Genomic DNA, 23,882 nt, shown 5'->3' with positions numbered 1-23,882 from the left:
CTGGCCTGGTTATTGCTCAAGGTTCCACACCCAGCTTTGTAGTTGTGCCCCAATGGATAACATGTTAACTATTGAGGCACAAGAATAAGTAATGCGTGTGGAGGTATACATGAGCAGTCTGCAGCCGAGCCTGGATGGACTGGAGCGCTGGACCCGGACTATCCGCCAGATTTGTGGCCACTTCGACACGGAGCTGGCCTTCAACCGCGCGCTGTTCATTGGCGACATATCCCTGGCCTGCCGCGGCGGCCTGGAAGTGGCCACCCTGCGCACCAATGCCGGCCGCATTTCCCGCGCCGGCAATGCCCCCGACACCACCGACGATGGCCAATGCTTCCTGGTCAGCCAGCGTGCCGGCCATTCGCGCATCACCCAGGGCGGCGCCAGCGTCGAGCTGGGCCCGGGCGACCTGGCGCTGATGGACTCGGTGGGCGCCTGCCAGATCACCCCGTTCGGCCTGATCGAGCACGCTTCGCTGTCGCTGCCGCGCCCCCAGGTGCTCAAGCAACTGGGGAAGGGCACTGCGGCGTTCGGCAAGATTTCCTCGAAGAAGATGTGCGGGCGGATGCTGCACCTGCTCGTGGACCAACTGTGCCGCGAGGGCGAGCCCGAAGACCCTGACGGGGTGCGCGGCGACGCCCTGCAGGACGCCTTCGTGTCGTTGCTGGGCGGCAGTTTCGAGGGCCATGACGAAGGCCTGGGAACGCTGGCGGAGCTGGGCAGCCGCCAGCTGCGCAGTCAGGTGCAGCAGGTCATTGGCGAGTCCCTGGGGCAGCCAGGCCTGACCCCGGCCAGCCTGGCCCTGCGCCTGAATATCTCGGTGCGCCACCTGTACCGGCTGTTCGAGGAAGACGGCGACAGCGTCTGCCGCTACATCCAGCGGGCGCGGCTGCAGCGCAGTGCCGACGACTTGGGCAACCCGTTCCTGCGCGGCGAGTCCATTACCTCCATCGCCTATAAATGGGGCTTCACCGATTCGGCGCATTTCAGCCGCGCCTTCAAGAAGCAGTTCGAACAATCGCCCAAGGATTACCGTATCAACCACGCGATGACAGGGGCGGCCTGATCACTGTTCGCAGTGTCGTCGGCGCTGCGGAAATGCTAAATTAGTTAATCTATTAACTTGAATGCCTGGCCCTCCCATGTCCTCACCCCGACCGTCCTTGACCCTGAACCTGCTGCAGGCGCGTGAAGTGGCCATGAGCTTTTTCCGCCCGTCGTTGAACCAGCATGGGCTGACTGAACAGCAGTGGCGCATCATCCGTATCCTCAGCCAACAGGGCGAACTGGAAATCAACCAGCTGGCCGACCTGGCCTGCATCCTGCGGCCCAGCATGACGGGGGTGCTTACACGCATGGAGGCCGCCGGCATGGTGCGCCGGCGCAAGGCCGAGCAGGACCAGCGGCGGGTGCTGGTGCAACTGGACGCCGAGGGGGAGGCGCTGTTCGAGTCCATGAGCCAGGACATGGAACGCAACTACGGGCGCCTGCAAGAGCAGTTCGGCGAGGAAAAGCTCAAGACCCTGCTGGCGCTGCTCAACGACCTCAAGGCCCTCAAACGCCCGTAGCAGCCTTACACCGCGCCGTACCCGTCTGTAGCAGCGGCCGCAAGGCCGCGTCTGAACGCGCCGCGCGTCAGTAGACGCCGTTGCCGATGGCGGCCGGCGGGGTGTCCTTGAACTTCGCCGCCAGGCCCTGCAGCCCGCGCATCAGCACCGTGGTATCGACACCCACTGCGACGAAGGCCGCGCCCAGTTCCAGGTAGCGCCGCGCCAGCGTTTCATCGGCGCTGAGGATGCCCGCCGCCTTGCCTGCCCGCTGCACCCGCACGATGGCGTCCTCGATGGCGGCCTGCACCTCGGGGTGCCCCGGGTTACCGCGGTGGCCCATGGCCGCGCTGAGGTCCGCCGGGCCGATGAACACGCCATCCACGCCTTCCACGGCGGCGATGGCGTCGAGGTTGGCCAGGCCTTCGCGGTTTTCTATCTGCACCAGCAGGCACATCTGTTCATCGGCCTGCTCCAGGTAACCCGGCACGGTGTTCCAGCGCGACGCCCGCGCCAGTGCACTGCCCACGCCGCGCACGCCGGACGGCGGGTAACGGGTGGCGCGCACCAGCTCGCGGGCCTGTTCGGCGCTTTCCACCATGGGTACCAGCAGGGTTTGCACGCCAAGGTCCAGCACCTGCTTGATCAGCGCGGTGTCGCCGATCACGGGCCGAATCACCGGCTGGCTGGCGTAGGGCGCCACCGCCTGCAACTGGCCCAGCAAGCTGCGCAGGTCGTTGGGGGCGTGCTCGCCGTCGATCAGCAGCCAGTCGAAACCGGCGTTGGCGGCCAGTTCTGCGCAGTACGGGTTGGCCAGGCCCAGCCACAGGCCGATCTGCGCCTGGCCGCTGCGCAGGCGTTGCTTGAAGGTATTGATGATCATGCAAAAACTCCTGTAGCCGCTGCCGCAGGCTGCGCTGGCTCGCGTGAGCCCTGGAGATGTTCAGCGTACTCCAGGGCCAGCGCAGCCTGGCGGCAGCGGCTACGGTGATGGTGGGTTAGACAAAACGGCAGGCGATGGAACCGAGCATGTCGTAGTCGACATGGAAGGTGTCGCCCGGGTTGGCCGCCACGGGGCGAGTGAACGAACCGCCGAGGATCACCTGGCCCGGCTGCAGCGTCACGTCATAGGCCGCCAGCTTGTTGGCCAGCCAGGCCACGCCCTTGGCCGGGTGGTTGAGCACCGCAGCCGACACGCCCGATTCCTCGATGACGCCGTTGCGGTACAGCACCGCCGGCACCTTGCGCAGGTCGATCTCGGTAGGCCGCACGGCGCGGCCGCCCATGACCACGCCGGCGTTGGCGGCGTTGTCGCTGATGGTGTCGAACACCTTGCGGGTGGCCTTGGTCTGCGGGTCTACCTGCTGGATGCGCGCGTCGATGATTTCCAGCGCCGGGATCACCCACTCGGTGGCGTCCAGCACGTCGAAGACGGTGACGTTGGGGCCCTTGAGCGGCTTGCCGAGGATGAACGCCAGCTCGACTTCCACGCGCGGCACGATGAAGCGGTTGAAGGGAATGTCGCTGCCTTCGTCGAAGAACATGTCGTCCAGCAGCGCGCCGAAGTCCGGCTCGGTGATGTTCGACGACACCTGCATGGCCCGCGAAGTGAGGCCGATCTTGTGGCCCACCAGCTTGCGCCCGGCCTTGATCTTGTTCTCTACCCACACGCGCTGGATGGCGTACGCGTCCTCAATGGTGATGTTCGGCTGGTCCAGGGAGAACTGGCGCACCTGTTCACGGCTGCGCTCGGCCTCGTCGAGGCGTTGGGCGGCTTGCTGGATGAAAGCGTGGTCGAGCATGGGAAACCTCGGAATCATTGGTTGAACAGGGGGTGCAGGCTGCTGCGCTTGGCGTCGTAGACCTGGCCGGGGCTTTCGTCGATCTGCAGGGTGATGCCCACGGGGCGGCGTTCCAGCAGCGGCGCCAGGTGGGCTTCCAGCACCTGGATCAGGGCATCGCCCACGGCCTTGTGCACGGCGGCGCTGCGGCCGGCGGCCATGCGCAGGTTGGCGTAGAGAAAGCCGTAGTCGCCATTGCCGTCGGCCACCGCGCAGTGCTGCGCCGGGTAGGCCAGCACGCGGGTGCCGCCGGTGGGGAACACCTGTTTGCCGGCTTCGTCACGCTGGGCCAGCATGGTGTCAGCCAGGGCGCGGGTCAGGCCCTTGAAGTCGGTTTCCGGTTCAAGGTCAGGGGTGTAGAGCAGTACCAGGTGAGGCATGGGAACTCCTGTTTACAGGCGGCTGGTGGACACCACATTGGCGAGGTTGGCGGCCTGCACGGGGGGAATGCGCGAGCCGTCCTGCGGCGTCACCGGGAAAATCGCGTTGATCTGCCCGGTGCCCGAGGCGGCGAAGTAGGGCGTCAGCACCTCGACCTTGCCGTCGTACTCGGACCAGCCCAGCGCCCCCAGCAGCATGGCGGTGTCGTGCATGAAGCCTTCGCCGTGGCCCTTGGCCGCGTACTCGGGCAGCATGCCGCAGAACTCCTCCCACTCGCCGTGCTGCCACATCTGCACCACGCGCTCGTCCAGGGTTTCCAGGAACGGGCTCCAGATTTTCGTGGCGAACTGCGGCGCCTGGCCGTTCTGGGCAAAGCGGTGTGACAGCGAGCCGCTGGCCAGGAACGCCACGGTGCCGTCGTAGTGGTCCTCCACCGCCTTGCGCATCGCCCAGCCCAGCCGGGCGCTGTCGTTGAGGTAGTGCGAGGTGCACAGCGACGAGACCGAGATCACCTTGAAGTGCTGGTCCTGGTTCATGTAGCGCATGGGCACCAGGGTGCCGTACTCGGGCGCCAGGGTGGTGGCGTGGTGGGCCATGGTCTCGACGCCGAAGCGGTTGCCCACCTCGGCCAGGATCTGTCCCAGTTCGGGGTTGCCGGGGAATTCATAGCTCATGTTGCTGATGAAATGCGGCAGCTCGTTGCTGGTGTACAGGCCCTTGAAGTGCGGGCCGCAGTTGATGTGGTAATTGGCGTTGACCAGCCAGTGGGTGTCGAACACCACGATGGTGTCCACGCCCAGCTCGCGGCAGCGCCGGCTGATCTCGTGGTGGCCGTCGATGGCCGGCTGGCGGAAGCCCTTCATCGGGCCGTCCAGTTCGCTGACGTACATGGAGGGTACGTGGGTGATCTTGGCGGCTAAGGCGAGGGTGCCCATGGTCCGTCTCCTGAGTATTGTTTTTATGACGTAGCCGCTGCCGAAGGCTGCGCGGGCCCTGGAGTGCACTGGAGCACTTCAGGGCTCATGCTGGCCAGCGCAGCCTGGCGGCAGCGGCTACGGATTTATACGCCCCAGCGCGGGATGTGGTGGCTGCCCATGGAGATGCACACGTTCTTGATCTCGGCGAACACCTCGAAGCTGTACTGGCCACCTTCACGGCCGGTACCCGAGCCTTTCACTCCACCGAACGGCTGGCGCAGGTCGCGCACGTTCTGGCTGTTGATGAACACCATGCCCGCCTCGATACCATAGGCCAGGCGGTGCGCCTTGCCGATGTCCTGGGTCCAGATGTAGGAGGCCAGGCCGTACTCAGTGTCGTTGGCCAGCTTCAGCGCCTCGGCCTCGTCCTTGAACGGGATCAGGCACACCACCGGGCCGAAGATCTCTTCCTGGGCGATGCGCATGTTGTTGTTCACGTCGGCGAACACCGTGGGCTGGATGAACTGCCCGCGCGCCAGGTGCGCCGGCAGGTTGGCCGGGCGCTCCAGGCCGCCAGCCAGCAGGGTGGCGCCTTCTTCCAGGCCGATCCTGATGTAGCCGGTGACCTTGTCGTAGTGGGCCTGGGTAATCATCGAGCCGACCTGGGTTTTCGGGTCCTGCGGGTCGCCGACGATCAGGCGCTTGGCGCGCGCGGCGAACTCGGCGACGAACTGCGGGTACACGCTTTCCTGGATGAAGATGCGGCTGCCGGCGGTGCAGCGCTCGCCGTTGAGCGAGAAGATGGTGAACAGCGCAGCGTCCAGGGCGCGCTCAAGGTCGGCGTCCTCGAAGATCAGCACCGGCGACTTGCCGCCCAGTTCCATGGAGTACTTCTTCAGGCCCGCGGTCTGCATGATCTTCTTGCCCGTGGCGGTGCCGCCGGTGAAGGAGATGGCGCGCACGTCCGGGTGGCGCACCAGGGCATCGCCGGCGGTGGCGCCGTAGCCCTGGATCACGTTGAGCACGCCGTTGGGGATGCCGGCTTCCACGGCCAGGCGCCCCAGTTCGTTGGCGGTCAGCGGCGACAGTTCGCTCATCTTCAACACGGCGGTGTTGCCCAGCGCCAGGCACGGCGCGGTCTTCCAGGTGGCGGTCATGAACGGCACGTTCCACGGCGACACCAGGCCACACACGCCCACCGGCTGGTACAGGGTGTAGTTGAGCATCTGGTCGTCGACCGGGTAGCTGTGGCCGTCCATGCGCGTGCACACTTCGGCGAAGAAGTCGAAGTTGTGCGAGGCGCGCGGAATCAGCACGTTCTTGGTCTGGTGAATCGGCAGCCCGGTGTCCAGGGTTTCCAGCTCGGCCAGGTGCGGCACGTTCTGGTCGATCAGCTCGCCCAGCTTGCGCATCAGCCTGGCGCGTTCCTTGGCGGGCGTCGCCGCCCATTTCGGGAAGGCTTCCTTGGCCGCAGCCACGGCTTGCGCGACTTCCTCGGCGCCGCCGCTGGCGACTTCACCAATGGCTTCGCCGGTGGCTGGGTTGTAGTTGACGAACACGTCCTTGCTTGCAACTTCGCGGCCGTTGATCCAGTGCTTGATCATGATGATTACGCCTTATTGTTCTTGAAGAAATCAGCTTCGCTGACGATACGGTTGACCAGCCGGCCCACGCCTTCCACTTCCACCACCACCTCATCGCCCGGCACCACGTCGGCCAGGCCCTCGGGCGTGCCGGTGGCGATCATGTCGCCCGGTTGCAGGGTCATGAAGCTGGACAGGTATTCGATCAAGAAGGGGATGTCGAAGATCATGTCGGCGGTGCTGCCTTCCTGGCGCAGCTCGCCGTTGATCCAGGTGCGCAGGGTCAGGTTGCTGACGTCGGGCACGTCATTGACGTCGACGATCCATGGGCCGACCGGGGTGGTGGCGTCGCGGTTTTTTACCCGCAGATTGGGGCGGTAGTAGTTTTCCAGGTAGTCGCGGATCGCGTAGTCGTTGCACACCGTGTAGCCGGCCACGTACTGCAGGGCGTCCTCGCGCTTGACGTTGCGCGCCGGCTTGCCGATCACCGCCACCAGTTCGCACTCGTAGTGCATGTAGGCGACGTTGTCCGGGCGCCAGGTGACCTGGTTGTGGCCGGTGTAGGTGCCCGGCGACTTGACGAAGGCCAGCGGCTCGGTGGGCGGCGCGAAGGCCAGCTCCTTGGCGTGGTCGGCGTAGTTCAGGCCCAGGGCGAACATGCTGCCGCTGGCGGGCGGCAGCCACTGCACCTGGTGCTCGTTCAACAGGCGGCCATCGGCCAGGCGCACGGCGTTGTCGGCCTCGACGGTGACCGCGTGGTCCTGGCCTTCAAAACGGATTTTGGCGTGTTTCATCTGCGTTCCCTTACTCGGCCACGATGCGGTTGGTGAGCCGGCCAAGGCCGGTGATGTCCACGTCCACGCGGTCGCCGGGGCGCACGTCGACGCGGCCCTCGGGAGTGCCGGTGATCAGCACGTCGCCGGCGTGCAGGGTCATGAACTCGCTGAGTTCGGCGATCAGTTGGGGGATGCCGCGCACCAGGTTGGCGGTGGTGTTTTCCTGCACCAGCTCATCGTTGACGAACAGCTTGAGGGTCAGCTGGTGCGGGTCGGCGATGGCGTCCACCGGCACCAGGGTCGGGCCCAGGGCGCAGAAACCGTCGCGGCACTTGGCTTTCACCGCAGGGCGGTAGTAGCTGTCTTCCGGCAGGCTGAATTCGTTGACGATGGTGTAGCCGGCCACGTAGGCCAGGGCATCGGCGGCGCTGACGCGGCTGGCGTCCTTGGCGATCACCACGCCCAGCGCCGGGCCGGGTTGCAGGTGCTCGACGCCGGCTGGGTAGACCACTTCGCCCTGGTGCACGTTGCGGGTGTTGGGGGTCTTGATGAACAGCACCGGCTTGACCGGCGCCTGTTTGTAGGGCGCCTGGTCGAATTCGGCGAGGCGTTGGTGCAGCAGGCCCTGGTAGTTCAGCGCAACGCCGAACAGGGTACCGGTCGCAATGTCATGCAGGGCACGGGTCATGCGGTTCTCCTGGTGGGGCAGGGCGTCGCGGCCCTGCGAAAAGTAATTAATGTGTTAACTTTATAATTAAGAAGTTAATCATCGTCAAGCGTGGCACAATGGCCGTGCGGGCCGGCCAGCCACGCCATAACAAGAACATCGAGGTCGCGACATGAAGGACAGGCAACCCATCCCCAACATCAACATTGGCCAGGTCTACGACCAGCGCTACAGCGACGCCGAGGTGCACTACGACCGCCTGGGCAACCTGGCCGGGTTCTTTGGCCGCAACATGCCGGTGCACCGCCACGATCGGTTTTTCCAGGTGCATTACGTCAAGAGTGGCACTGTGCGGGTGTACCTGGATGACCAGCAGTTCGTGGAGTCGGGGCCGATGTTTTTCCTCACGCCGCCGACCATTCCGCACTCGTTCGTCACCGAGGCCGACGCCGATGGGCATGTGCTGACGGTGCGCCAGCAACTGGTGTGGCAGTTGATCGAGGCCGACGCCGCCTTGGCGCCCGGCCCGCAGCTGCCGGCCGCCTGCGTGGCGCTGGCGCACCTGGGGCCTGAGTACAGGGGCGAGATCGCTCGGCTGGAGCGTTTGTTCGACGAGCTGGCGTGCGAAATCGAGGCCGACCAGCCGGGGCGGGCGGCGGCCCTGGAATACCTGACGCGCTTGATCATGATCAGCCTGCTGCGCCTGTGCGCCAACTCGCTGGCCGCGCGCCCGGCGCGCCATGAAGACCTGAAGATCTTCCACCGCTTCAACGAATTGATCGAGGTGCACTACCGCCAGCACTGGCCGCTGTCCAGCTACGCCTGCGGCATCGGCGTCACCGAGGCGCGGCTCAACGACGTGTGCCGGCGTATCGCCGACCTGCCGTCCAAGCGGCTGATCCAGGAGCGCCTGATGCAGGAAGCGCGGCGCCTGCTGCTGTACACCGGCAGCTCGGCCAACGAAATCTGTTTCGCGTTGGGGTTCAAGGACCCGGCGTATTTCAGCCGGTTTTTCCAGCGCTACGCGCAGATGACCCCGGGTGAATACCGGCAGCGGCAGGCGGGTTTGAAGGGGTAACGGCGTGCTCATTATTGTTATCGCATGGCGTGTGACCTGGGCTCCATGATTGCCGCTGGGCGTGCTGCCGGAAATGGCGTTTCGCTGGGTCTGATTGCACTTTTCATGGCAACCTGTAGCAGCGGCCGCCAGGCCGCGTCACAGGCACTGCGCTCCAGCTGATACACCGCGTGCACCAGACGCCGCCTTCGGCAGCTGCTACAGGACGGCGCCAGCTACCACAGCGCCAGCGTACGCTGATGTCCTTCCGCGGGCCGCTGTGCACCAGGCGCACGTTGTTGTACGTCGCCACCGGCAGTTGCGGCAGCAGGGTGCCAACCTTGAGCACGGTCTGGCTGTCATCGGCTGGCTGGTGGCTGGCGCCATTGGGCAGAAGGCATCGCGGTGGTTTACTGCGGGTTGACGATGGCTGCCCGGGTGCGCAGCACCAACAGTCCGCCCAACGTGATGAACCCCGCCAGCACATACAGCGCCAGGCTGGTGCTGTGGGTGGTATCGCGCATCCAGCCGATCAGGTAGGGCGCCAGGAACGAAGCCACGCTGCCGATGGAGCTGATCAGGGCAATGCCCGCCGCCTGGGTGTTGTTGGCCAGGAAGGCCGGCGGCAGCTGCCAGAACATCGGCAGGGCGGCGCTGGCGCCCATGCCGGCGATCACCAGGCCGGTCATCACCAGCGGCGCATGCGTTGGCGCGACACCGGCCAGGGCGATGCCCAGGGCCGCCATCAGCAGTGGCACCAGCAGGTGCCAGCGGCGCTCGCGGTGGCGGTCCGAAGAGCGCCCGCAGCCGAGCATGAACAGGCAGCCGGCCAGGTAGGGCACGGCGCTGAGCACGCCCACCTGGCCGTCACTGCCGATGCCGGCGCCGTGGATCAGCGTCGGCATCCAGAACGCCAGGGTATTGACCGCCAGCATCACCGCGAAATAGATCGCCACCAGCAGCCACACGTCGCCGTCGCGCACGATCCCGCCCAGGGAGGTGATGGATTTGCGCTGCTCCTCGCCGGCCATTTCTTCGCGCAGCTCGCGCTTTTGCGCGGCGCTCAGCCAGCTGACGCGTTCGAAATGGTCAGGCAGGGCCTTGAGCACCACCAGGCCCAGCACCACCACCGGCAGGCCTTCGATCAGGAACATCCATTGCCAGCCGCGCAGCCCGCCCACGTCATGGAAGGCCTGCAGGATGCCCCCCGACAACGGCCCGCCCACCACGCCCGCCATGGGCACGGCAATGGCAAACAGCGCCGTGACCTGTGCCCGCCGCCGCGCCGGGTACCAGCGGTTGAGCAGCACCAGGATGCCAGGGAAAAACCCGGCCTCGGCCACCCCCAGCAGGAACCGCAGTGCATAGAATCCCGGGGCGCCATCGATCCACAGCATGCTGGTGGACAGCAGCCCCCACACCACCATCAGCGTGGCGATCCAGCGCCGCGGGCCCACCCGCTCCAGGGCCAGGTTGCTGGGCACGCCGAACAGCGCGTAGGCGATGAAGAACAGCCCGGCGCCGAAGCCGTACACCGTGTCGCTCAGGTGCAGGTCGGCGCTCATCTGCATCTTGGCGAAGCCGATGTTGATGCGGTCCAGGTGGGCGAACAGGTAGCACAGCAGCAACAGCGGCATCAGCCGCCAGGTGATCAATGAATGGGTGGAGCGGGAGCCGGCCGCCGGGGCCGTGGACGCGGAAGAGACGGTGCGCATGAGGGATGTTTTCCGTTTTTGTTTTTGTTGATGTCTTGATCATGCGGGGCGGGGGCGGAGGGTGAAATGCAATTTGCACAGGACGGCTTGCACTTTTCACGACGGGGGGGGGCAGCTGGTTTTGCCGTGCCATGAAAAGTGCAATCGGCAATCCGGAACGTGCATTTTCCGGTGCTGGTGGCGACCACATACTGAAATGGCATTCATGAATGAGCCTGCGCAAGCCGCCCCCAACCGGGCAGGAACGACAGGCTCATGGTCCCCCCCAATAATAAACAGAGTGGCACCATGAAAAAGCCCAATCCCCTGCTCGAAGACCTCAAGGCCATCCTGCCGCCCATCGCCGCCAATGCCTTTGCTGCCGAAAAAGACCGCAGCGTGCCCGCCGAAAACATCGCCCTGCTGAAAAGCATTGGCATGCACCGCGCCTTCCTGCCCAAGAAGTTCGGCGGCATGGAAATCTCCCTGCCGCAGTTCGCCGACTGCATCGCCCTGTTGGCCGGCGCCTGCGCCAGCACCGCCTGGGCCATGAGCCTGCTGTGTACCCATAGCCACCAGCTGGCGATGTTCCCCGCCCGGCTGCAGCAGGAAGTGTGGGGCGAGAACCCCGACGCCACGGCCAGCAGCAGCATCGCGCCGTTCGGCCGTACCCAGGAAGTGGAGGGCGGCGTGAGCTTCAGCGGCGAAATGGGCTGGAGCAGCGGCTGCGATCACGCCGAGTGGGCCATCGTCGGCTTCCGCCGCACGAACGCCGAAGGCAGCCAGGACTATTGCTTCGCGGTGCTGCCGCGCAGCGACTACCAGATTCGTGACGACTGGTACGCGGTAGGCATGCGTGGCAGTGGCAGCAAGACCCTGATCATCGACAACGCCTTCGTGCCCGAGCACCGTATCCAGAAGGCCAAGGACATGATGGAAGGCAAGTCCGCCGGGTTTGGCCTGTACCCCGACAGCAAGATCTTCTACTCACCGTACCGCCCCTATTTCGCCAGCGGCTTCTCCACCGTCAGCCTCGGCGTGGCCGAGCGCATGCTGGAGGTGTTCCGCGAGAAAACCCGCAACCGCGTGCGCGCCTACACCGGCGCTGCGGTCGGCGCGGCCACCCCGGCATTGATGCGCCTGGCCGAATCCACCCACCAGGTGGCGGCCGCCCGGGCGTTCCTGGAGAAGACCTGGCAAGAGCACGCCGAGCACAGCGAGGCCCACCGTTACCCCAGCCGCGAGACCCTGGCCTTCTGGCGCACCAACCAGGGCTACGCCACCAAGATGTGCATCCAGGCCGTGGACCGGCTGATGGAAGCGGCGGGCGGCGGGGCGTGGTTCGAGACCAATGAACTGCAGCGCCTGTTCCGTGACGCGCACCTCACCGGCGCCCACGCCTACACCGACTACGACGTGTGCGCGCAGATCCTGGGCCGCGAGCTGATGGGGCTGGAACCGGACCCCAGCATGGTCTGAGCCGTTTGCCCTCACTTGATAATTGGAGCCTGCCATGTCTACCGAATTCGACACCCGCGCCTTCCGCCGCGCCCTGGGCAACTTCGCCACCGGCGTCACCGTGGTCACTGCCGCTGCCGCCGATGGCCGCACGGTCGGCGTCACTGCCAACAGCTTCAACTCCGTGTCCCTGGACCCACCGCTGATCCTGTGGAGCCTCGACAAGCGCTCCAGCAGCCACGAGGTGTTCGAACTGGCCAGCCACTTCGCCGTCAACATCCTGGCCGCCGACCAGATCGACCTGTCCAACAACTTCGCTCGCCCCAAAGACGACCGCTTCGCCGGCATCGACCACCAGCCCGGCGAGGGCGGCGCGCCGGTGCTCGCTGATTGCTCGGCGCGTTTTCACTGCGAGAAATTCCAGCAAGTGGATGGCGGCGACCACTGGATCATGATCGGCAAGGTGGTGCAGTTCGACGACTTCGGCCGCTCGCCGCTGCTGTATCACCAGGGCGCCTACTCCATGGTGCTGCCGCACACGCGCATGACCCGGCGGGAGGAAGGCCAGCCGCCGAGCACTCACTTCCAGGGCCGCCTGAGCCACAACCTGTATTACCTGATGACCCAGGCATTAAGGGCGTACCAGGCCAGCTACCAGCCACGGCAGCTGTCCACCGGCCTGCGCACCAGCGAGGCGCGCATGCTGATGGTGCTGGAGAATGATGCGGGCCTGAGCCGCTGCGAGCTGCTGCGCGAAGTGGCCATGCCTGCGCACGAGGTCGACGAGGCGGTGGCCAACCTCAAGCGCAAGGGGCTGGTCAGTGACGATGAGGCGCGCGTGCGCCTGACCGTCAAGGGCATCGATGAAACCGAGGCGCTGTGGACGATTGCCCGCGAGCAGCAGGACAAGGTTTTCGGCCAACTCAGCGATGAGCAGATCAACACCTTCAAGACCGTGCTCAAGGCCGTCATCGGTCTCTGACGCGGCCTGCGGCCGCTGCTACATACCCTGTAGCAGCTGCCGCCAGGCGGCGTCTAGCCCTCAAGCAAACGTGATCCGCCCCGCATACCCATCCCCCGCCACCCGCCGCCGATACTCATGGGGCGTGGCGCTCACCAGTTGCTTGAAATCGCGCAGGAAATGCGACTGGTCGCTGAAGCCCAACTCCACCGCCAGCTCGGCATACGCCGTTGCCGTCCCTGCGCCAATTACATCCAGTGCCGCCTGGCAGCGAATGATCCGGCAAAACGTCTTGGGGCTCATGCCCGTGTCCTGGCTGAACAGCCGGTGAATGGTGCGGCTGGTGTAGCCGCTCAAGGCTTCCAGCTGCGCCATGCGCAGGTCACCGCGCTGGCGTAGCGCGGTCTGGATCACCATGGCCGTGACGGCCGAGGTGCGCGCCATCAGGCTGGGCGCCAGGTGGTCATTGAACAGGCTGATCTGCTCGCCCAGCGCCTGGCTCTGCACAATGCGCTCGAAGATGGTGCGGGCGAACGGCGTGGCCTCCATCAGGTCCAGCTCTTGCTCGGTCAGTTCCTGGGCCAGCACCTTGATGAACCCCGGCACCACCCCCGGGGTAAAACGCACGCCGAAGTAATGGTGGTTGCGCTGCAGGGTCACCGGCTGCGCTTGCAGCGTGGTGCCGCAGATGCGCGCGGCAGGGGCGGTGGCGTCGCAGTCGAAGATGATGTCCACGCAGCCGTCGGGCACCGCCAGCAACGCCTCGGCGCTGTCCGCCACGTCGAACGCATAGAAATGCGACAAGGCCGGGTGCGCGGAGTGAGCCACCGCGTAGCGCGAGGAATTGAGCACGAACCACGGTTGCCCGTAGGCGGCGCGTTGCGGGAGTGGTGAAGCTGTCATGGGCGAACCTGCAAGTGACTGCTTTTGCATGGTTTTCAAGAAGCAAGATTCGCGCCGCGTGCCTGTCCGATTTTTACAATACCCACGTTCGCCGGCTGCGGATACTCACCCCACAACAAGCGCCACGGCCTTCAAGGTGAGAAAACCATGTCCACTACCACGATCGATTTCATCTACCTGTCCGAGCAGGACATGATCCGCGCCGGCGTCACCGACATGCCGGCCTGCGTCGACACCATGGAAGAAATGTTCGGCCTGTTGTACCAGGGCGACTACCGCATGGCCGGCCCCAACAACGACTCCCACGGCGCCATGGTGACCTTCCCGGAAAACTCGCCGTTCCCCAACATGCCCAAGCCCACCGCCGACCGGCGCATGATGGCCATGCCGGCCTACCTGGGCGGCAGCTTCTGCACCGCGGGCGTGAAGTGGTATGGCTCCAACGTCGCCAACCGCGAGAAGGGCCTGCCGCGCTCGATCCTGATGTTCACCCTCAACGACCCCGACACCGGCGCGCCGCTGGCGCACATGTCGGCCAACCTGCTGTCGGCCTATCGCACCGGTGCCATCCCCGGCGTCGGCGCCCGCCACCTGGCGCGCAAGGATTCGAAGGTGATTGGCTTACTGGGGCCGGGCGTGATGGGCAAGACCACGGTGGCTGCGTTCATTGCCGTGTGCCCGCAAATCGACACCATCAAGGTCAAGGGCCGCGGGCAGAAAAGCCTGGATGATTTCATCACCTGGGTGAAGGTCACCTACCCGCAAGTCACCACCATTGAGGTGGTCGACACCCTGGAAGAAGTGGTACGCGGCTCCGACCTTGTTACCTATTGTAGCTCTGGCGCCGTGGGCGACCCCACGATCTACCCCATTGTGCGCCGCGAGTGGGTCAAGCCCGGCGCGTTTCTGGCCATGCCGGCCTCGTGCAGCCTCGACGCTGGCATGGAAGCGGGCGACGTGCGCAAGGTGCTCGACAACACCGGCCTCTACCAGGCCTGGTACGAAGAACTGCCCAAGCCCGCCCACCACTGCGTGCCGGTGATTGGCGTGCGGTTCATGGACATGATCGCCGAAGGCACGCTGCGCCCCGACGAGCTGGAGGACATCGGCAAGATCATCGCCGGCGACGGCGAGGGCCGCCGCAACGACGAGGAAATCATCATCATGTCCGTGGGCGGCATGCCTGTGGAAGACGTGGCCTGGGGCACCGTGGTGTACCGCAAGGCCGTCGAGCAGGGCATCGGCGTGAAGCTGAACCTGTGGGAAACCCCGGTGCTCAGCTGATTCCATTTTTACTCCCAGAAGGCAAGACCATGACGCAAATCATCAAGCTCAAGAGCGGTTCCGTGTTCGAGGAAAAGGCCAGCTATTCGCGGCTGGTGGTGGTAGACAACTGGATTTACGTGTCCAACACCGCAGGCCGCAACCCGGTCACCAAGCTGATCCCCGAGGACGTGCTGGAGCAGGCCCACCAGGTGTTCGCCAACATCGAGGCGGCCCTGGCGGCAGTGGATGCCAGCCTGGCCGACGTGGTGTGCTCGCGGGTCTTCATCCAGGACCCGGCCGACGTACCGAAGGTCATGGACCTGATCGGCGAGAAATTCCGCGGCATCGACCCGGCCAGCACCGTCACCTGCCCGCCGCTGGGCTCCACGGTCTACAAGGTGGAGCTGGAGGTCACCGCCTACCGCAACGCCTCGCGCGCCCAGGTCCAGACCCTCAACCTGGGCCAGTAGGCTTTCCTTTTTCCTCTGCATGACGAGTCCTGACCATGGCACCCCGCATCGAGCCCGTGCACACCTCCCAGCAACTGCCCGCCAGCACCACGGTGGTGATCATCGGCGGTGGCATCATCGGCCTGACTGCCGCCCTGACCCTGGCCGAACGTAACATTCCCGTGGTGGTGCTGGAGAAGGGCCGGCTCGCGGGCGAGCAGTCGTCACGCAACTTGGGCTGGGTGCGCAAGACCAGCCGCCACGCCGACGATATCCCCCTGGCGCTGGCGGCAGACCGGCTGTGGGCGCGGATGCCTGAACGCGTCGGTGCCGATGTCGGCTATCGGCAGGCGGGCATCATGTTCGTCGGCCGCACCGAGGCGCAGATGGCCATGCATGCCGGGTGGCTGCAGTCGGTGCAGCACCTGGGGCTGGACTCGCGGCTGCTGAGCAAGCGCGAGATCGACGCCCTGGTGCCGGGCGGGCAGGGCCACTGGGAGGGGGGCATCCATACCCCCTCCGATGCCCGCGCCGAACCGACCCTGGCCAGCAGCGCCATTGCCCGCGCCGCCATGGCCCTGGGCGTGGTGATCATCGAGCAATGCGCCGTGCGCACCCTGCAGACCCAGGGCGGCCGGGTCAGCGGCGTGGTGACGGAAAAGGGCGAGATTCGCTGCGAGCAGGTGCTGCTGGCCGGTGGCCTGTGGTCGCGACGCTTCCTGGGCAACCATGGGGTGTCGCTGCCGACCCTGCCGCTCACCTGTTCGGTGTTGCGCACCCGGCCCATGGAAGGCCCGACGGAAATTGCCGTGGGGGCGCCGGACTTCTCGTTTCGCAAGCACAAGGACGGCGGCTTCATCATCACCCAGCGCGGCAAGCTGGATGCATTCCTGACCCTGGACCACCTGCTGCTCGGCAAGCAGTACCTGCCACAGCTCAAGGCCCAGCGCGACTTCCTGAAAATTTCCCTGGGCAAGTATTTCTTCAACGATCTGGGTCTGGCGCGGCGTTGGCAGGCAGGGGACGTCAGCCCCTTCGAGCGCGTGCGCGTGCAGGACCCGCGCGCCAACGCTGGCCTCAACCAGGACGCCCTGGACAACCTGCGCGCGGCCTGGCCGGTGTTTGCCCAGGCACAGGTTGCCCAGGCCTGGGCCGGCACCATCGACGTCACGCCCGACTCCAACCCGGTGATCGGCCCGGTGGCCAGGATTCCGGGGCTGACCCTGGCCACCGGCTTCTCCGGCCATGGCTTTGGCACCTCGCCGGCGGCGGGGCACCTGGCGGCGGACCTAATCAGCGGGCACGCGCCCATCATCGACCCGGCGCCGTACCGGTTCGAGCGCTTCGCGTAGCAGCGGCCGCAGGCCGCGTCACAGGCACCGCCTCAGCCAGGCTGCACCGCCAGCTCATTGCTGACACTACGCCCCAGCACCAGCACCGTGACAAAGCCTGCGCCCACCAGCGCCGTGGCCAGGCTCAGCAGCATCGCGGTGCCGAACTGGTCGACGATGCGCCCGCCGAAGAACGAGCCCACGGCAATGATCACCTGGAACATCGCCACGAACAGCGGCATGCCGCGTTCCACGTCCTTGGGCGCGACCACGAACATCCAGATGCTGGCGCAGGCCGGGAAGGCACCGAAGGCGAAGCCCCACAGGCCGATCAGCATGGCCGCGCCGGTCATGCCGGTGGCGAAGTGCGGGAACAGGGCGGTGCTGGTGCCGATCATCACCGCCACCAGCAGCAGGGTGTGGCGCACGCTGCGGTTGGCGGCGAAGCCAGCGAACACGTTGCCCAGCACCCCGGCCACGCCGTAGAGCAGCAACAGCGAGCCAATGGTCGGCCCATCGAAGCCGGCGCTCTGCTTGAAGAACGGCGCCACGTAGGTGTACGCGGCAAAGTGCGCCAGGCCGATCAGCAGCACCGCAATCAGGCCAACCCGCGCCTGTGGGTTGATGAACAGCGCCGGCAGGTCACTGACGCGAATCGCCTTGTCGGGGTTGAGCCGCGGCAGCAGCAACACCTGCGCCAACAGCACCGGCACGCCCACCAGGGCAGTCACCAGGAAGGTCATACGCCAGCCCATCAGGCCGCTGAGCCAGGTGCCCACCGGCACGCCCAGCACCGTGGCCAGGGTGACCCCGACCATGATGATCGAGGTGGCCTGGGCCACGCCGACGCCCTTGGGCGCCAGGCGGCCGCTGAGGGCGATGGCCGTGGCCCAGAAACCACCGATGCTGATGCCCAGCAGCACGCGGCCGAACAGCAGCAGGCTGAAGTCGCTGGCGTAGGCCACCACGGCGTTGGCGATGATCATGTTCAGGGTCAGGCCGACCAGCAGGTAGCGCCGGTCCATGGCGCCGATGCCCACCGACAGCAGGGGGGCGGCCAGGGCGGCCATGATGCCCGGCAGGGTCACCATCAGGCCGGCATGGCCGGCGCTGATGCCCAGGTCGCTGGCGACGTCGTTGAGCACGCCCACGGGCAGGAATTCACTGGTCACCAGGGCGAAGGCGCCCACGGCGACGGAGAGTATCGCCAGCCACTGCTGGAGCACGCTCTGTTGGTTATGTTCGGGACGGCCGCGAGGGGCCTGGCTGGCGCTTGGCATGGTACTGGGTTCCAAGTGGGGAAAGCCGCCTGAAGCAGGCGGGCGAAGCGGGGGGAAAGATTGGAGGCAATTATAGGGGGCGGCGTTGGCAGGCCGACAGGCGGTGGGTTCGATAGTAAACATCAGTGCGGTTGATAAAGTGCCTGCCGCACTATCAATAATGGCCTGTCTGCCGCCCCCTTATTGAATTAGCATGGGCGCGCCGAACCCTGCGCGCCCCGTGCCGGGAGGCCCTCCCAATAATGAATCTGCCAGCCCCGCCATGACTGCCTTCTACTTGAAACTGTGCGTTACCCCCGCCTTGATGCTCGCCATTTCCCTTGCCGGCAACCGCTGGGGCACTCGCCTTGCCGGCTTGCTCTCCGGCTTGCCGGTGACCTCGGCGTTGATCATGTTGTTCCTGACCCTGGAGCAGGGCAGCGGCTTCGCGCTGAGCGCCATTCCCGGCGCGCTGGCCGGGCTGTGCGCGGTGCAGGCCACCTACCTGTGCTACGTGCTGGTGGGCCAGCGGGCGCGCGTGCCGGTGGCGTGCGTGGCGGCCCTGGCCACCTACGGCCTGATGGCCGCGCTGATGAGTCACCTGGGCAGCCTGGCGCTGTCGGTAATGGTTACCCTGGTGTTGCTGGCGTCGATCATCATCGTCACCCGCGGCCAGCCCCAGGCTGCCCCGGCGCGGCTGGTGCAGGTGCCGCGCTGGGTGATCCCGATGCGCATGCTGACCGCCACCCTGTTACTGCTGGCCATTACTGCCAGCGCCACCTGGCTGGGCCCCGTCGCCAGCGGCATGCTGGCGCCGATCCCGGTCATCGCCTGGCCGCTGGCGGTGTTCGCCCACGTCCAGGGCGGTAGCCAGGAAATGAGCAAGATCGTGCGCGGCAACGCCATTGGCGGTGTCGGGGTGCTGGGCTTTTACCTGGTGCTGGAACTGACCATGTTGCAGTGGGGCGGGTTGCCGTCGATCGCGGCAGCGGTGGTGCTGGCGGTGGTGGCGACGTTCGTGCTGGCCAGGGTGCTGGACCGGCGCTGAGCGGGGAGGGGGGATCAGCCTACATAGACTCTGGTAACCCCTGCAAAGTTCCTAACCTGTTGAAAATATTTAATATTTTTCATGATTGCAGCGAACTTTTGCTGACCCTGCGGTCTATCTGATGAGGTTCGTGTCAAAAATGACACATCAGACTCAACTGCCTTATCAGAGATTTCCAGACCATGAAATTCCATAGCCCTTCGATGGTACTCGCGGCCCTGCTTTCGTTGCTGACCGCGGGTGCCGCCGGTGCCACGCAAATGCCTGCGCCTGCCATCCAGGCCCCGGCGCCGGCTGCCGCCGTGCAAGGCGCCGCCAACCCATGGCCGAACCTGCTCGGCATGGCCAGCCAACAGCCTGGTGCGGTGCTGGCGTATGACGACCACCGCCGTGACGGCCACTGGCGTTCCCATCGCGAAGAAGTGCGCCGTGCCCAGTGGCGCCGCGAGCAGGCCCGCCGTGAGGCCGAGCGCCGTCGCGAGTGGGAGCGTCGTCATCATTATCATCGCCGCTGAGGCGCTGCGGGCATGACGCGGCCTGCGGCCGCTGCTACTAGCAGCGGCCGCGGGGCGGCGTCCTACGCCTGCACCCCATGGCTACGGTCGTAGCCATTGACCTTTGGCGCGACCCAGCCTGCGGGTGTTTGCGCCGCTTCGTAGATCTCCACCAACAGCGGATAGCACGTGGCCGTGTCCGACGAGTGCTCGGCCGAGCAGTCGCCGCCCGGGCAGGCGGACAGGCAGCCCAGCAGGTCTATTTCCGCAAAGAACTCCAGGTAGTCGCCAGGCTGTACCGGGCTGGCCTTCATGAAGTACTGGCCGGTGTCGCGGGTAAAGCCGGTGCACATGAACACGTTCAACACATCATGCACATGGGGCTCGGCGTCGCGCAGGGTCAGCCCGGTAGAGGTCGACAGCGCGCGCGTCAGGTTCGAGTGGCAGCAATGGTGGTACTGGCCGCCGCCACTGAGCAGGTTGTGGGTGTAGGGGTCGCAGCGCGTGCCGATCACGTCGTGGACCGAACCGCCGAACTCGTCGAAACCGTACCAGTCGAGCGTGTCATGGGTGATGGTGGCCATGGGGCGCAGGGTGGGGAAGCTCGAGAACAGCTGGTCGCCGACCCCCAGGTGCGTGCCATTGAGGGCGCGGGTCTTGCCGGTGTAGAAACGCTCGGTCAGGTCATGCTGGTTGAACAGGTTCAGGTCGCCGACCTGGGGGCCTTCGGTGGACACAATGCGGAAAAAACTGCCGGCCGGCACCGTGAAGGTGGCGGCGTCGCGGGCGGGCACAACCACCGTCCTGACGTGCGTGAGGCCGTCGCGCACGGCGCGGTAGGCGCCGATGTCGGGGCGCGGCAGGGTCTCGACCGGGTAACACAGCACCGGCTTGATGGCCTTGCGCTGCGCGGCGTCGAGGGGAGCTTGGGTAAACGGGGCAGGTTTCATGGGGTTCTCCGTCAGGTACGGGTAGGGTGGCTCAACAGGTCGAGCAGGGCGTGCTCGGAATCGTCGAGGTAACGGTTCATGCTGTCTGCGGCGGCCTGGCGCTGGCCGGCCGCGAGCAGGTCGTGGATCTCGTGGTCGCGCTCCAGCCACGGGCGCTGGAAGTTCGCTTCGTCGGGGGCGACGGCGAACACCAGGCGCATCTGCGCCGCGATGTTGGTGAAGAACGCATCCAGCAGCGGGCTGCGCAGCAGGCCCACGATGTGCTGGTGGAAGCGCAGGCTGTGGGTGCCGAACGCCTGCCAGTCCTCACGGTCGCGGGCCAGCTCGGCGGCCTCGATGGCATCGAGCATGCGGTCGGACTGGTACTCGCGCAGCGGCTGGCTGCCCAGGATGGCCTGGATCTCCAGGGTGCGGCGCACCAGGAACAGGTCGCGCACCTCGGCCACGCCCAGGCGGCGCACCATCACGCCCTTGTTGCGCACGTAGGTAGCCAGGCCCTCGCGGCCCAGCTGGTGCAGGGCCTCGCGCACGGTGTTGCGCGAGGCGTTGTAGCGGTTCACCAGGTCGGCCTCGACCAGGGCCATGCCCGACAGCAGGCGGCCGCCGATGATGTCTTCGCGCAGCTCCTGGGCCACCTGGTCGGCCAGGGACAGGCCCTGGCTGGCGTGTTCGGGAAGTGGAAGGTTCATGCCAGCTGTACGTCCTTGAGGAAGCGGCCCATGCGTTCGCTGCGGTTGTCCAGCAGCTCGCGCGGCGCGCCGGTTTGCACGATCTGCCCGCGTTCCATGAACACCACGCGGTCGGAGACCTGGAAGGCGAACTTCATTTCATGGGTGACGATGATCATGGTCATGCCGTCGCGGGCCAGGTCTTCGATCACCTTGAGCACGTCACCCACCAGTTCCGGGTCCAGCGCCGAGGTGGGTTCGTCGAACAGCATCACCTGCGGGCGCATGGCCAGGGCCCGGGCAATGGCCACGCGCTGCTGCTGGCCGCCGGACAGCTGGTGCGGGTATTTGCCGGCGTGCTCGCGCAGGCCCACCTTGCTCAGCAGTGCCAGCCCCAGGGCGTGCAGGTCGCCGTCAGCGCCGTGGCCGTGGTGGCGTGGGGCGAGCAGCACGTTGTCGAGCACGGTCTTGTGCGGGAACAGGTTGAAACCCTGGAACACCATGCCCACCTGGACGATGCCGGCCATGTGCACCCGCGGCCCCAGGCCGCCGCCGGCCTCGCCGCTGCCACGCAGGAACGGCGCGCCGCATAGCTCCACGGTGCCGGCGTCCAGGCCTTCCAGGCCGTTGAGCGTACGTATCAGCGTAGTCTTGCCCGAGCCCGAAGGGCCGATGATCGACACCACCTCGCCAAAGCGCACGTCCAGGTCGATGCCTTTGAGCACTTCCAGCGGGCCGTAGTGCTTGCGCGCGCCGCGCACTCGCAGCGCGTGTTCGCCCAGGCGCACCGGCGTGGCCGGTTGCACGGCGGTGCCGGCGGCGCTGTCGGCCACCGCGCGGGGCGTGCGCTGGCTGACGTCCAGGTAGCGCTCCAGGCGCCGGAGCAGGTAGCTGAACACCGTGACAATCAGCACGTAGTAGAAGGCCACCGCGAGCATGGTTTCCATCACCAGGAAGTTCTGCGTGTAGAGCTGCTGGCCCACCAGCAGGATCTCCGACAGCGAGATCACCGACACCAGCGAGGTCAGTTTGACGATGGTGATGTACTCGTTGGCCAGGGTCGGCAGCGCCACCCGCAGCGCCTGGGGGATGACGATCAGGCGCTGCACGCCGCCGTAGCGGATGCCCAGCGCCTTGCCGGCTTCCAGCTGGCCCTTGTGCACCGCCAGCAGGCCGCCACGGTGAATCTCGGCGATGTAGGCAGCCTCGCTCAGCACCAAGGCGATCAGCCCGGCGGCGTAGGGGTTGGACAGCAGCACGCTGGTGGCCGGGAACACCTGGGGCAGGTTGTAGACGAAAATCAGCAGCACCAGCAGCGGCAGGCTGCGGAAGAACCAGATGTACAGGGCGGCGGCGCGGTTGAGCGCGCGCTTGGGCGATTGCCGGGCCAGGGCCAGGACGAAGCCCAGCACGATGCCCAGCACCCAGGTTTCCAGGCTCAGTTGCACCACCGTGCCCACGGCCTTCCAGAAGTCGCCGTTGACCAGCAGGCTGGCGGCGTAATGCCAATCAAATTGCATGGGGGTTACTCCGGTTTACTGCGCGGCTTGCGGGTTCTGGCCCAGGGCCTGGGCGATCTCGGCAGCGCTGGGTTCACCCAGGTTGTACTGGGTCAGCAGGGTCTGGTATTCACCGCTGGCTTTCATGGCGCTGAAACCCTGGCGCAGTTCGCCCAGCAGGGCGTCGTTGCCCTTGCGCACCGCCAGGCCGATGACCACGGGGTAGATCAGCGTGCTGGAGCTGATGGTGATCCGGCCCTTGAGCTTGTCGGTGGTGATGCGCGCCACCGCGGCGTCCTCGAACTGCACGTCCACGGCCTTGGCCAGCAGCGCCTGGGCGGCTTCCGGCGAGGTGGGGAACTCACGCGAGTCGATCGGCGCCTGGCCGTTGGCCTGGCAGTAGTCCTTCGACAGGGCGGCCAGCTTGGGAATCCACGAACCGCCCTTGATCGAGGCCACGCGCTTGCCGCACAGGTCCTGGGGCTGCTGGGGGCGGAAGCTGTCGTCGCTGCGCACCATCAGCGAGGCGCCGCTCTTGAGGTAGGGCAGGAAGTCCACCTGGGCGGCGCGTTCGGGGGTCACGTACAGCGCCGAGGCCACCAGGTCGAAGCGCCGGGCGTTGACGCCCATCACCAGGTTGGCGAAGCGCGTGTCGACGAACTGCGGCTGCAGGTTCAGGTGGCTGCCCAGCAGCGTCATGAACGCCGGGTCGAAACCGGCGGGCTTGCCTTGCGCCAGGTACGTGTAGGGCGGGTAGGTGAGGTCCGAGCCGATGCTCAGGCGTTGCGGCTGCAACGTGGCCTCGTCGGCCTGGGCGTGGGCGGCGAGCAGGGACAGGGCGAGAAGCGAACGGGTGAGGCTGGCACGTCTGGACATCGGGAAGCTCCGCTGAGAGATGATTGTTCAACAATCCTTGCGGAGTGAGTAATCAATACCCGTGCCAAAATACGTAAACTTCACCGTAGCAGCGGCCGCAGGCCGCGTCCCTGCCACCGTAACCGACGCTGACGCAGCCTTCGGCAGCTTGTGTCTAGAGAAGGGAATAGAATCTGGGGTGAGAGCGGTGAATGGCAGGTTGTTCGGCAGCAGTGTTGATAAGCACGTGTAGCAGCAGAACCGCCATTCACCTCTCC

24 protein-coding genes are annotated in these 23,882 nt (G+C 66.1%); 10 read left to right on the top strand and 14 right to left on the bottom strand.

All coding sequences use genetic code 11. From position 1 onward, the window contains the following. Positions 1-109: 109 nt before the first annotated feature. Entirely contained in the window at positions 110-1,066 is a 957-nt protein-coding gene (gene feaR / locus AC0Z2B_RS07230; RefSeq protein ID WP_476295730.1) for a transcriptional regulator FeaR, read from the top strand. Between the two features lie 76 nt (positions 1,067-1,142). Further along, entirely contained in the window at positions 1,143-1,568 is a 426-nt protein-coding gene (gene hpaR, locus AC0Z2B_RS07225) for a homoprotocatechuate degradation operon regulator HpaR (protein ID WP_473002963.1), read from the top strand. Positions 1,569-1,635: 67 nt separating this feature from the next. On the opposite strand, the gene hpaI is transcribed toward hpaR, so the two are convergent. The 7 genes from hpaI to AC0Z2B_RS07190 all read right to left on the bottom strand — a co-directional run bounded on the left by hpaI (position 1,636) and on the right by AC0Z2B_RS07190 (position 7,733). Next, on the bottom strand, positions 1,636-2,430 hold the full coding sequence (hpaI, locus tag AC0Z2B_RS07220; protein WP_476295729.1) for a 4-hydroxy-2-oxoheptanedioate aldolase: 795 nt from the start codon (positions 2,428-2,430) through the stop codon (positions 1,636-1,638). A 115-nt stretch (positions 2,431-2,545) separates the two neighbouring features. Next, a complete protein-coding gene (hpaH, locus tag AC0Z2B_RS07215) occupies positions 2,546-3,349 on the bottom strand; it encodes a 2-oxo-hept-4-ene-1,7-dioate hydratase (RefSeq protein ID WP_268150593.1) in 804 nt (267 codons plus the stop codon). Between the two features lie 14 nt (positions 3,350-3,363). Next, the gene (locus tag AC0Z2B_RS07210) at positions 3,364-3,768 is read right to left on the bottom strand and encodes a 5-carboxymethyl-2-hydroxymuconate isomerase (protein ID WP_473002958.1); all 405 of its coding nucleotides are present in this window, start codon (positions 3,766-3,768) and stop codon (positions 3,364-3,366) included. Between the two features lie 12 nt (positions 3,769-3,780). Further along, positions 3,781-4,704, bottom strand: a complete 924-nt coding sequence (gene hpaD, locus AC0Z2B_RS07205) for a 3,4-dihydroxyphenylacetate 2,3-dioxygenase (protein ID WP_476295728.1) — start codon at positions 4,702-4,704, stop codon at positions 3,781-3,783. Between the two features lie 125 nt (positions 4,705-4,829). Then, a complete protein-coding gene (gene hpaE / locus AC0Z2B_RS07200) occupies positions 4,830-6,290 on the bottom strand; it encodes a 5-carboxymethyl-2-hydroxymuconate semialdehyde dehydrogenase (protein WP_476295727.1) in 1,461 nt (486 codons plus the stop codon). A gap of 5 nt (positions 6,291-6,295) precedes the next feature. Then, on the bottom strand, positions 6,296-7,063 hold the full coding sequence (locus tag AC0Z2B_RS07195; protein WP_476295726.1) for a fumarylacetoacetate hydrolase family protein: 768 nt from the start codon (positions 7,061-7,063) through the stop codon (positions 6,296-6,298). Positions 7,064-7,073: 10 nt separating this feature from the next. Continuing rightward, positions 7,074-7,733 carry a fumarylacetoacetate hydrolase family protein gene (locus AC0Z2B_RS07190; RefSeq protein WP_476295725.1) on the bottom strand — a complete coding sequence of 220 codons (660 nt, stop codon included), beginning with the start codon at positions 7,731-7,733 and terminating at the stop codon, positions 7,074-7,076. Between the two features lie 151 nt (positions 7,734-7,884). Between AC0Z2B_RS07190 and hpaA the strand changes: the two genes are divergently transcribed. After that, on the top strand, positions 7,885-8,790 hold the full coding sequence (gene hpaA, locus AC0Z2B_RS07185; RefSeq protein WP_473002947.1) for a 4-hydroxyphenylacetate catabolism regulatory protein HpaA: 906 nt from the start codon (positions 7,885-7,887) through the stop codon (positions 8,788-8,790). Positions 8,791-9,179: 389 nt separating this feature from the next. On the opposite strand, the gene AC0Z2B_RS07180 is transcribed toward hpaA, so the two are convergent. Then, positions 9,180-10,484 carry an MFS transporter gene (locus AC0Z2B_RS07180; protein ID WP_476295724.1) on the bottom strand — a complete coding sequence of 435 codons (1,305 nt, stop codon included), beginning with the start codon at positions 10,482-10,484 and terminating at the stop codon, positions 9,180-9,182. A 288-nt stretch (positions 10,485-10,772) separates the two neighbouring features. On the opposite strand from AC0Z2B_RS07180, the gene AC0Z2B_RS07175 reads away from it, so the two are divergent. Further along, positions 10,773-11,942, top strand: coding sequence for a p-hydroxyphenylacetate 3-hydroxylase oxygenase component (locus tag AC0Z2B_RS07175; RefSeq protein ID WP_473002941.1), 1,170 nt, complete (start codon positions 10,773-10,775; stop codon positions 11,940-11,942). Between the two features lie 34 nt (positions 11,943-11,976). After that, positions 11,977-12,903: a p-hydroxyphenylacetate 3-hydroxylase reductase component gene (locus tag AC0Z2B_RS07170; RefSeq protein WP_476295723.1), complete on the top strand. Its 927-nt coding sequence runs from the start codon at positions 11,977-11,979 to the stop codon at positions 12,901-12,903. 60 nt (positions 12,904-12,963) lie between these two features. Here the strand turns inward: AC0Z2B_RS07170 and AC0Z2B_RS07165 are convergent, their stop codons facing one another. Next, on the bottom strand, positions 12,964-13,785 hold the full coding sequence (locus AC0Z2B_RS07165; RefSeq protein WP_476295722.1) for an AraC family transcriptional regulator: 822 nt from the start codon (positions 13,783-13,785) through the stop codon (positions 12,964-12,966). 147 nt (positions 13,786-13,932) lie between these two features. Here AC0Z2B_RS07165 and AC0Z2B_RS07160 point away from each other — a divergent pair, with 147 nt between their 5' ends. Genes AC0Z2B_RS07160 through AC0Z2B_RS07150 form a run of 3 tightly spaced genes read left to right on the top strand, consistent with a single transcriptional unit; the run spans position 13,933 to position 16,852 of the window. After that, positions 13,933-15,069, top strand: coding sequence for a tyramine oxidase subunit B (locus AC0Z2B_RS07160; RefSeq protein WP_476295721.1), 1,137 nt, complete (start codon positions 13,933-13,935; stop codon positions 15,067-15,069). Positions 15,070-15,098: 29 nt separating this feature from the next. Further along, positions 15,099-15,521, top strand: a complete 423-nt coding sequence (locus AC0Z2B_RS07155) for a RidA family protein (protein ID WP_476295720.1) — start codon at positions 15,099-15,101, stop codon at positions 15,519-15,521. A 35-nt stretch (positions 15,522-15,556) separates the two neighbouring features. Beyond that, entirely contained in the window at positions 15,557-16,852 is a 1,296-nt protein-coding gene (locus AC0Z2B_RS07150) for an NAD(P)/FAD-dependent oxidoreductase (protein ID WP_476295719.1), read from the top strand. Positions 16,853-16,884: 32 nt separating this feature from the next. Here AC0Z2B_RS07150 and AC0Z2B_RS07145 read toward each other — a convergent pair whose 3' ends face one another. After that, positions 16,885-18,111, bottom strand: a complete 1,227-nt coding sequence (locus tag AC0Z2B_RS07145; protein ID WP_416425009.1) for an MFS transporter — start codon at positions 18,109-18,111, stop codon at positions 16,885-16,887. Positions 18,112-18,373: 262 nt separating this feature from the next. Here AC0Z2B_RS07145 and AC0Z2B_RS07140 point away from each other — a divergent pair, with 262 nt between their 5' ends. Then, entirely contained in the window at positions 18,374-19,138 is a 765-nt protein-coding gene (locus AC0Z2B_RS07140; protein WP_476295718.1) for a hypothetical protein, read from the top strand. Positions 19,139-19,398: 260 nt separating this feature from the next. After that, entirely contained in the window at positions 19,399-19,653 is a 255-nt protein-coding gene (locus AC0Z2B_RS07135) for a hypothetical protein (protein WP_473002926.1), read from the top strand. Positions 19,654-19,715: 62 nt separating this feature from the next. Here the strand turns inward: AC0Z2B_RS07135 and AC0Z2B_RS07130 are convergent, their stop codons facing one another. The 4 genes from AC0Z2B_RS07130 to AC0Z2B_RS07115 are packed head-to-tail and all read right to left on the bottom strand — an operon-like array spanning position 19,716 to position 23,625. Then, positions 19,716-20,582 carry an urea carboxylase-associated family protein gene (locus AC0Z2B_RS07130; RefSeq protein WP_476295717.1) on the bottom strand — a complete coding sequence of 289 codons (867 nt, stop codon included), beginning with the start codon at positions 20,580-20,582 and terminating at the stop codon, positions 19,716-19,718. 11 nt (positions 20,583-20,593) lie between these two features. Further along, complete coding sequence (locus AC0Z2B_RS07125; protein WP_416425005.1) at positions 20,594-21,271, bottom strand: GntR family transcriptional regulator; 678 nt, start codon at positions 21,269-21,271, stop codon at positions 20,594-20,596. Continuing rightward, a complete protein-coding gene (locus AC0Z2B_RS07120; RefSeq protein ID WP_476295716.1) occupies positions 21,268-22,770 on the bottom strand; it encodes an amino acid ABC transporter permease/ATP-binding protein in 1,503 nt (500 codons plus the stop codon). Before AC0Z2B_RS07120 ends, AC0Z2B_RS07125 begins: the two co-directional genes overlap by 4 nt. A gap of 15 nt (positions 22,771-22,785) precedes the next feature. Beyond that, positions 22,786-23,625 carry a transporter substrate-binding domain-containing protein gene (locus tag AC0Z2B_RS07115; protein WP_476295715.1) on the bottom strand — a complete coding sequence of 280 codons (840 nt, stop codon included), beginning with the start codon at positions 23,623-23,625 and terminating at the stop codon, positions 22,786-22,788. Between the last annotated feature and the right edge of the window lie 257 nt (positions 23,626-23,882).

The organism is Pseudomonas sp. GYB4201, from assembly GCF_056312595.1.
Note: the sequence above shows the minus strand (reverse complement) of the source record. Positions and strands in the feature narration are given on the sequence as shown.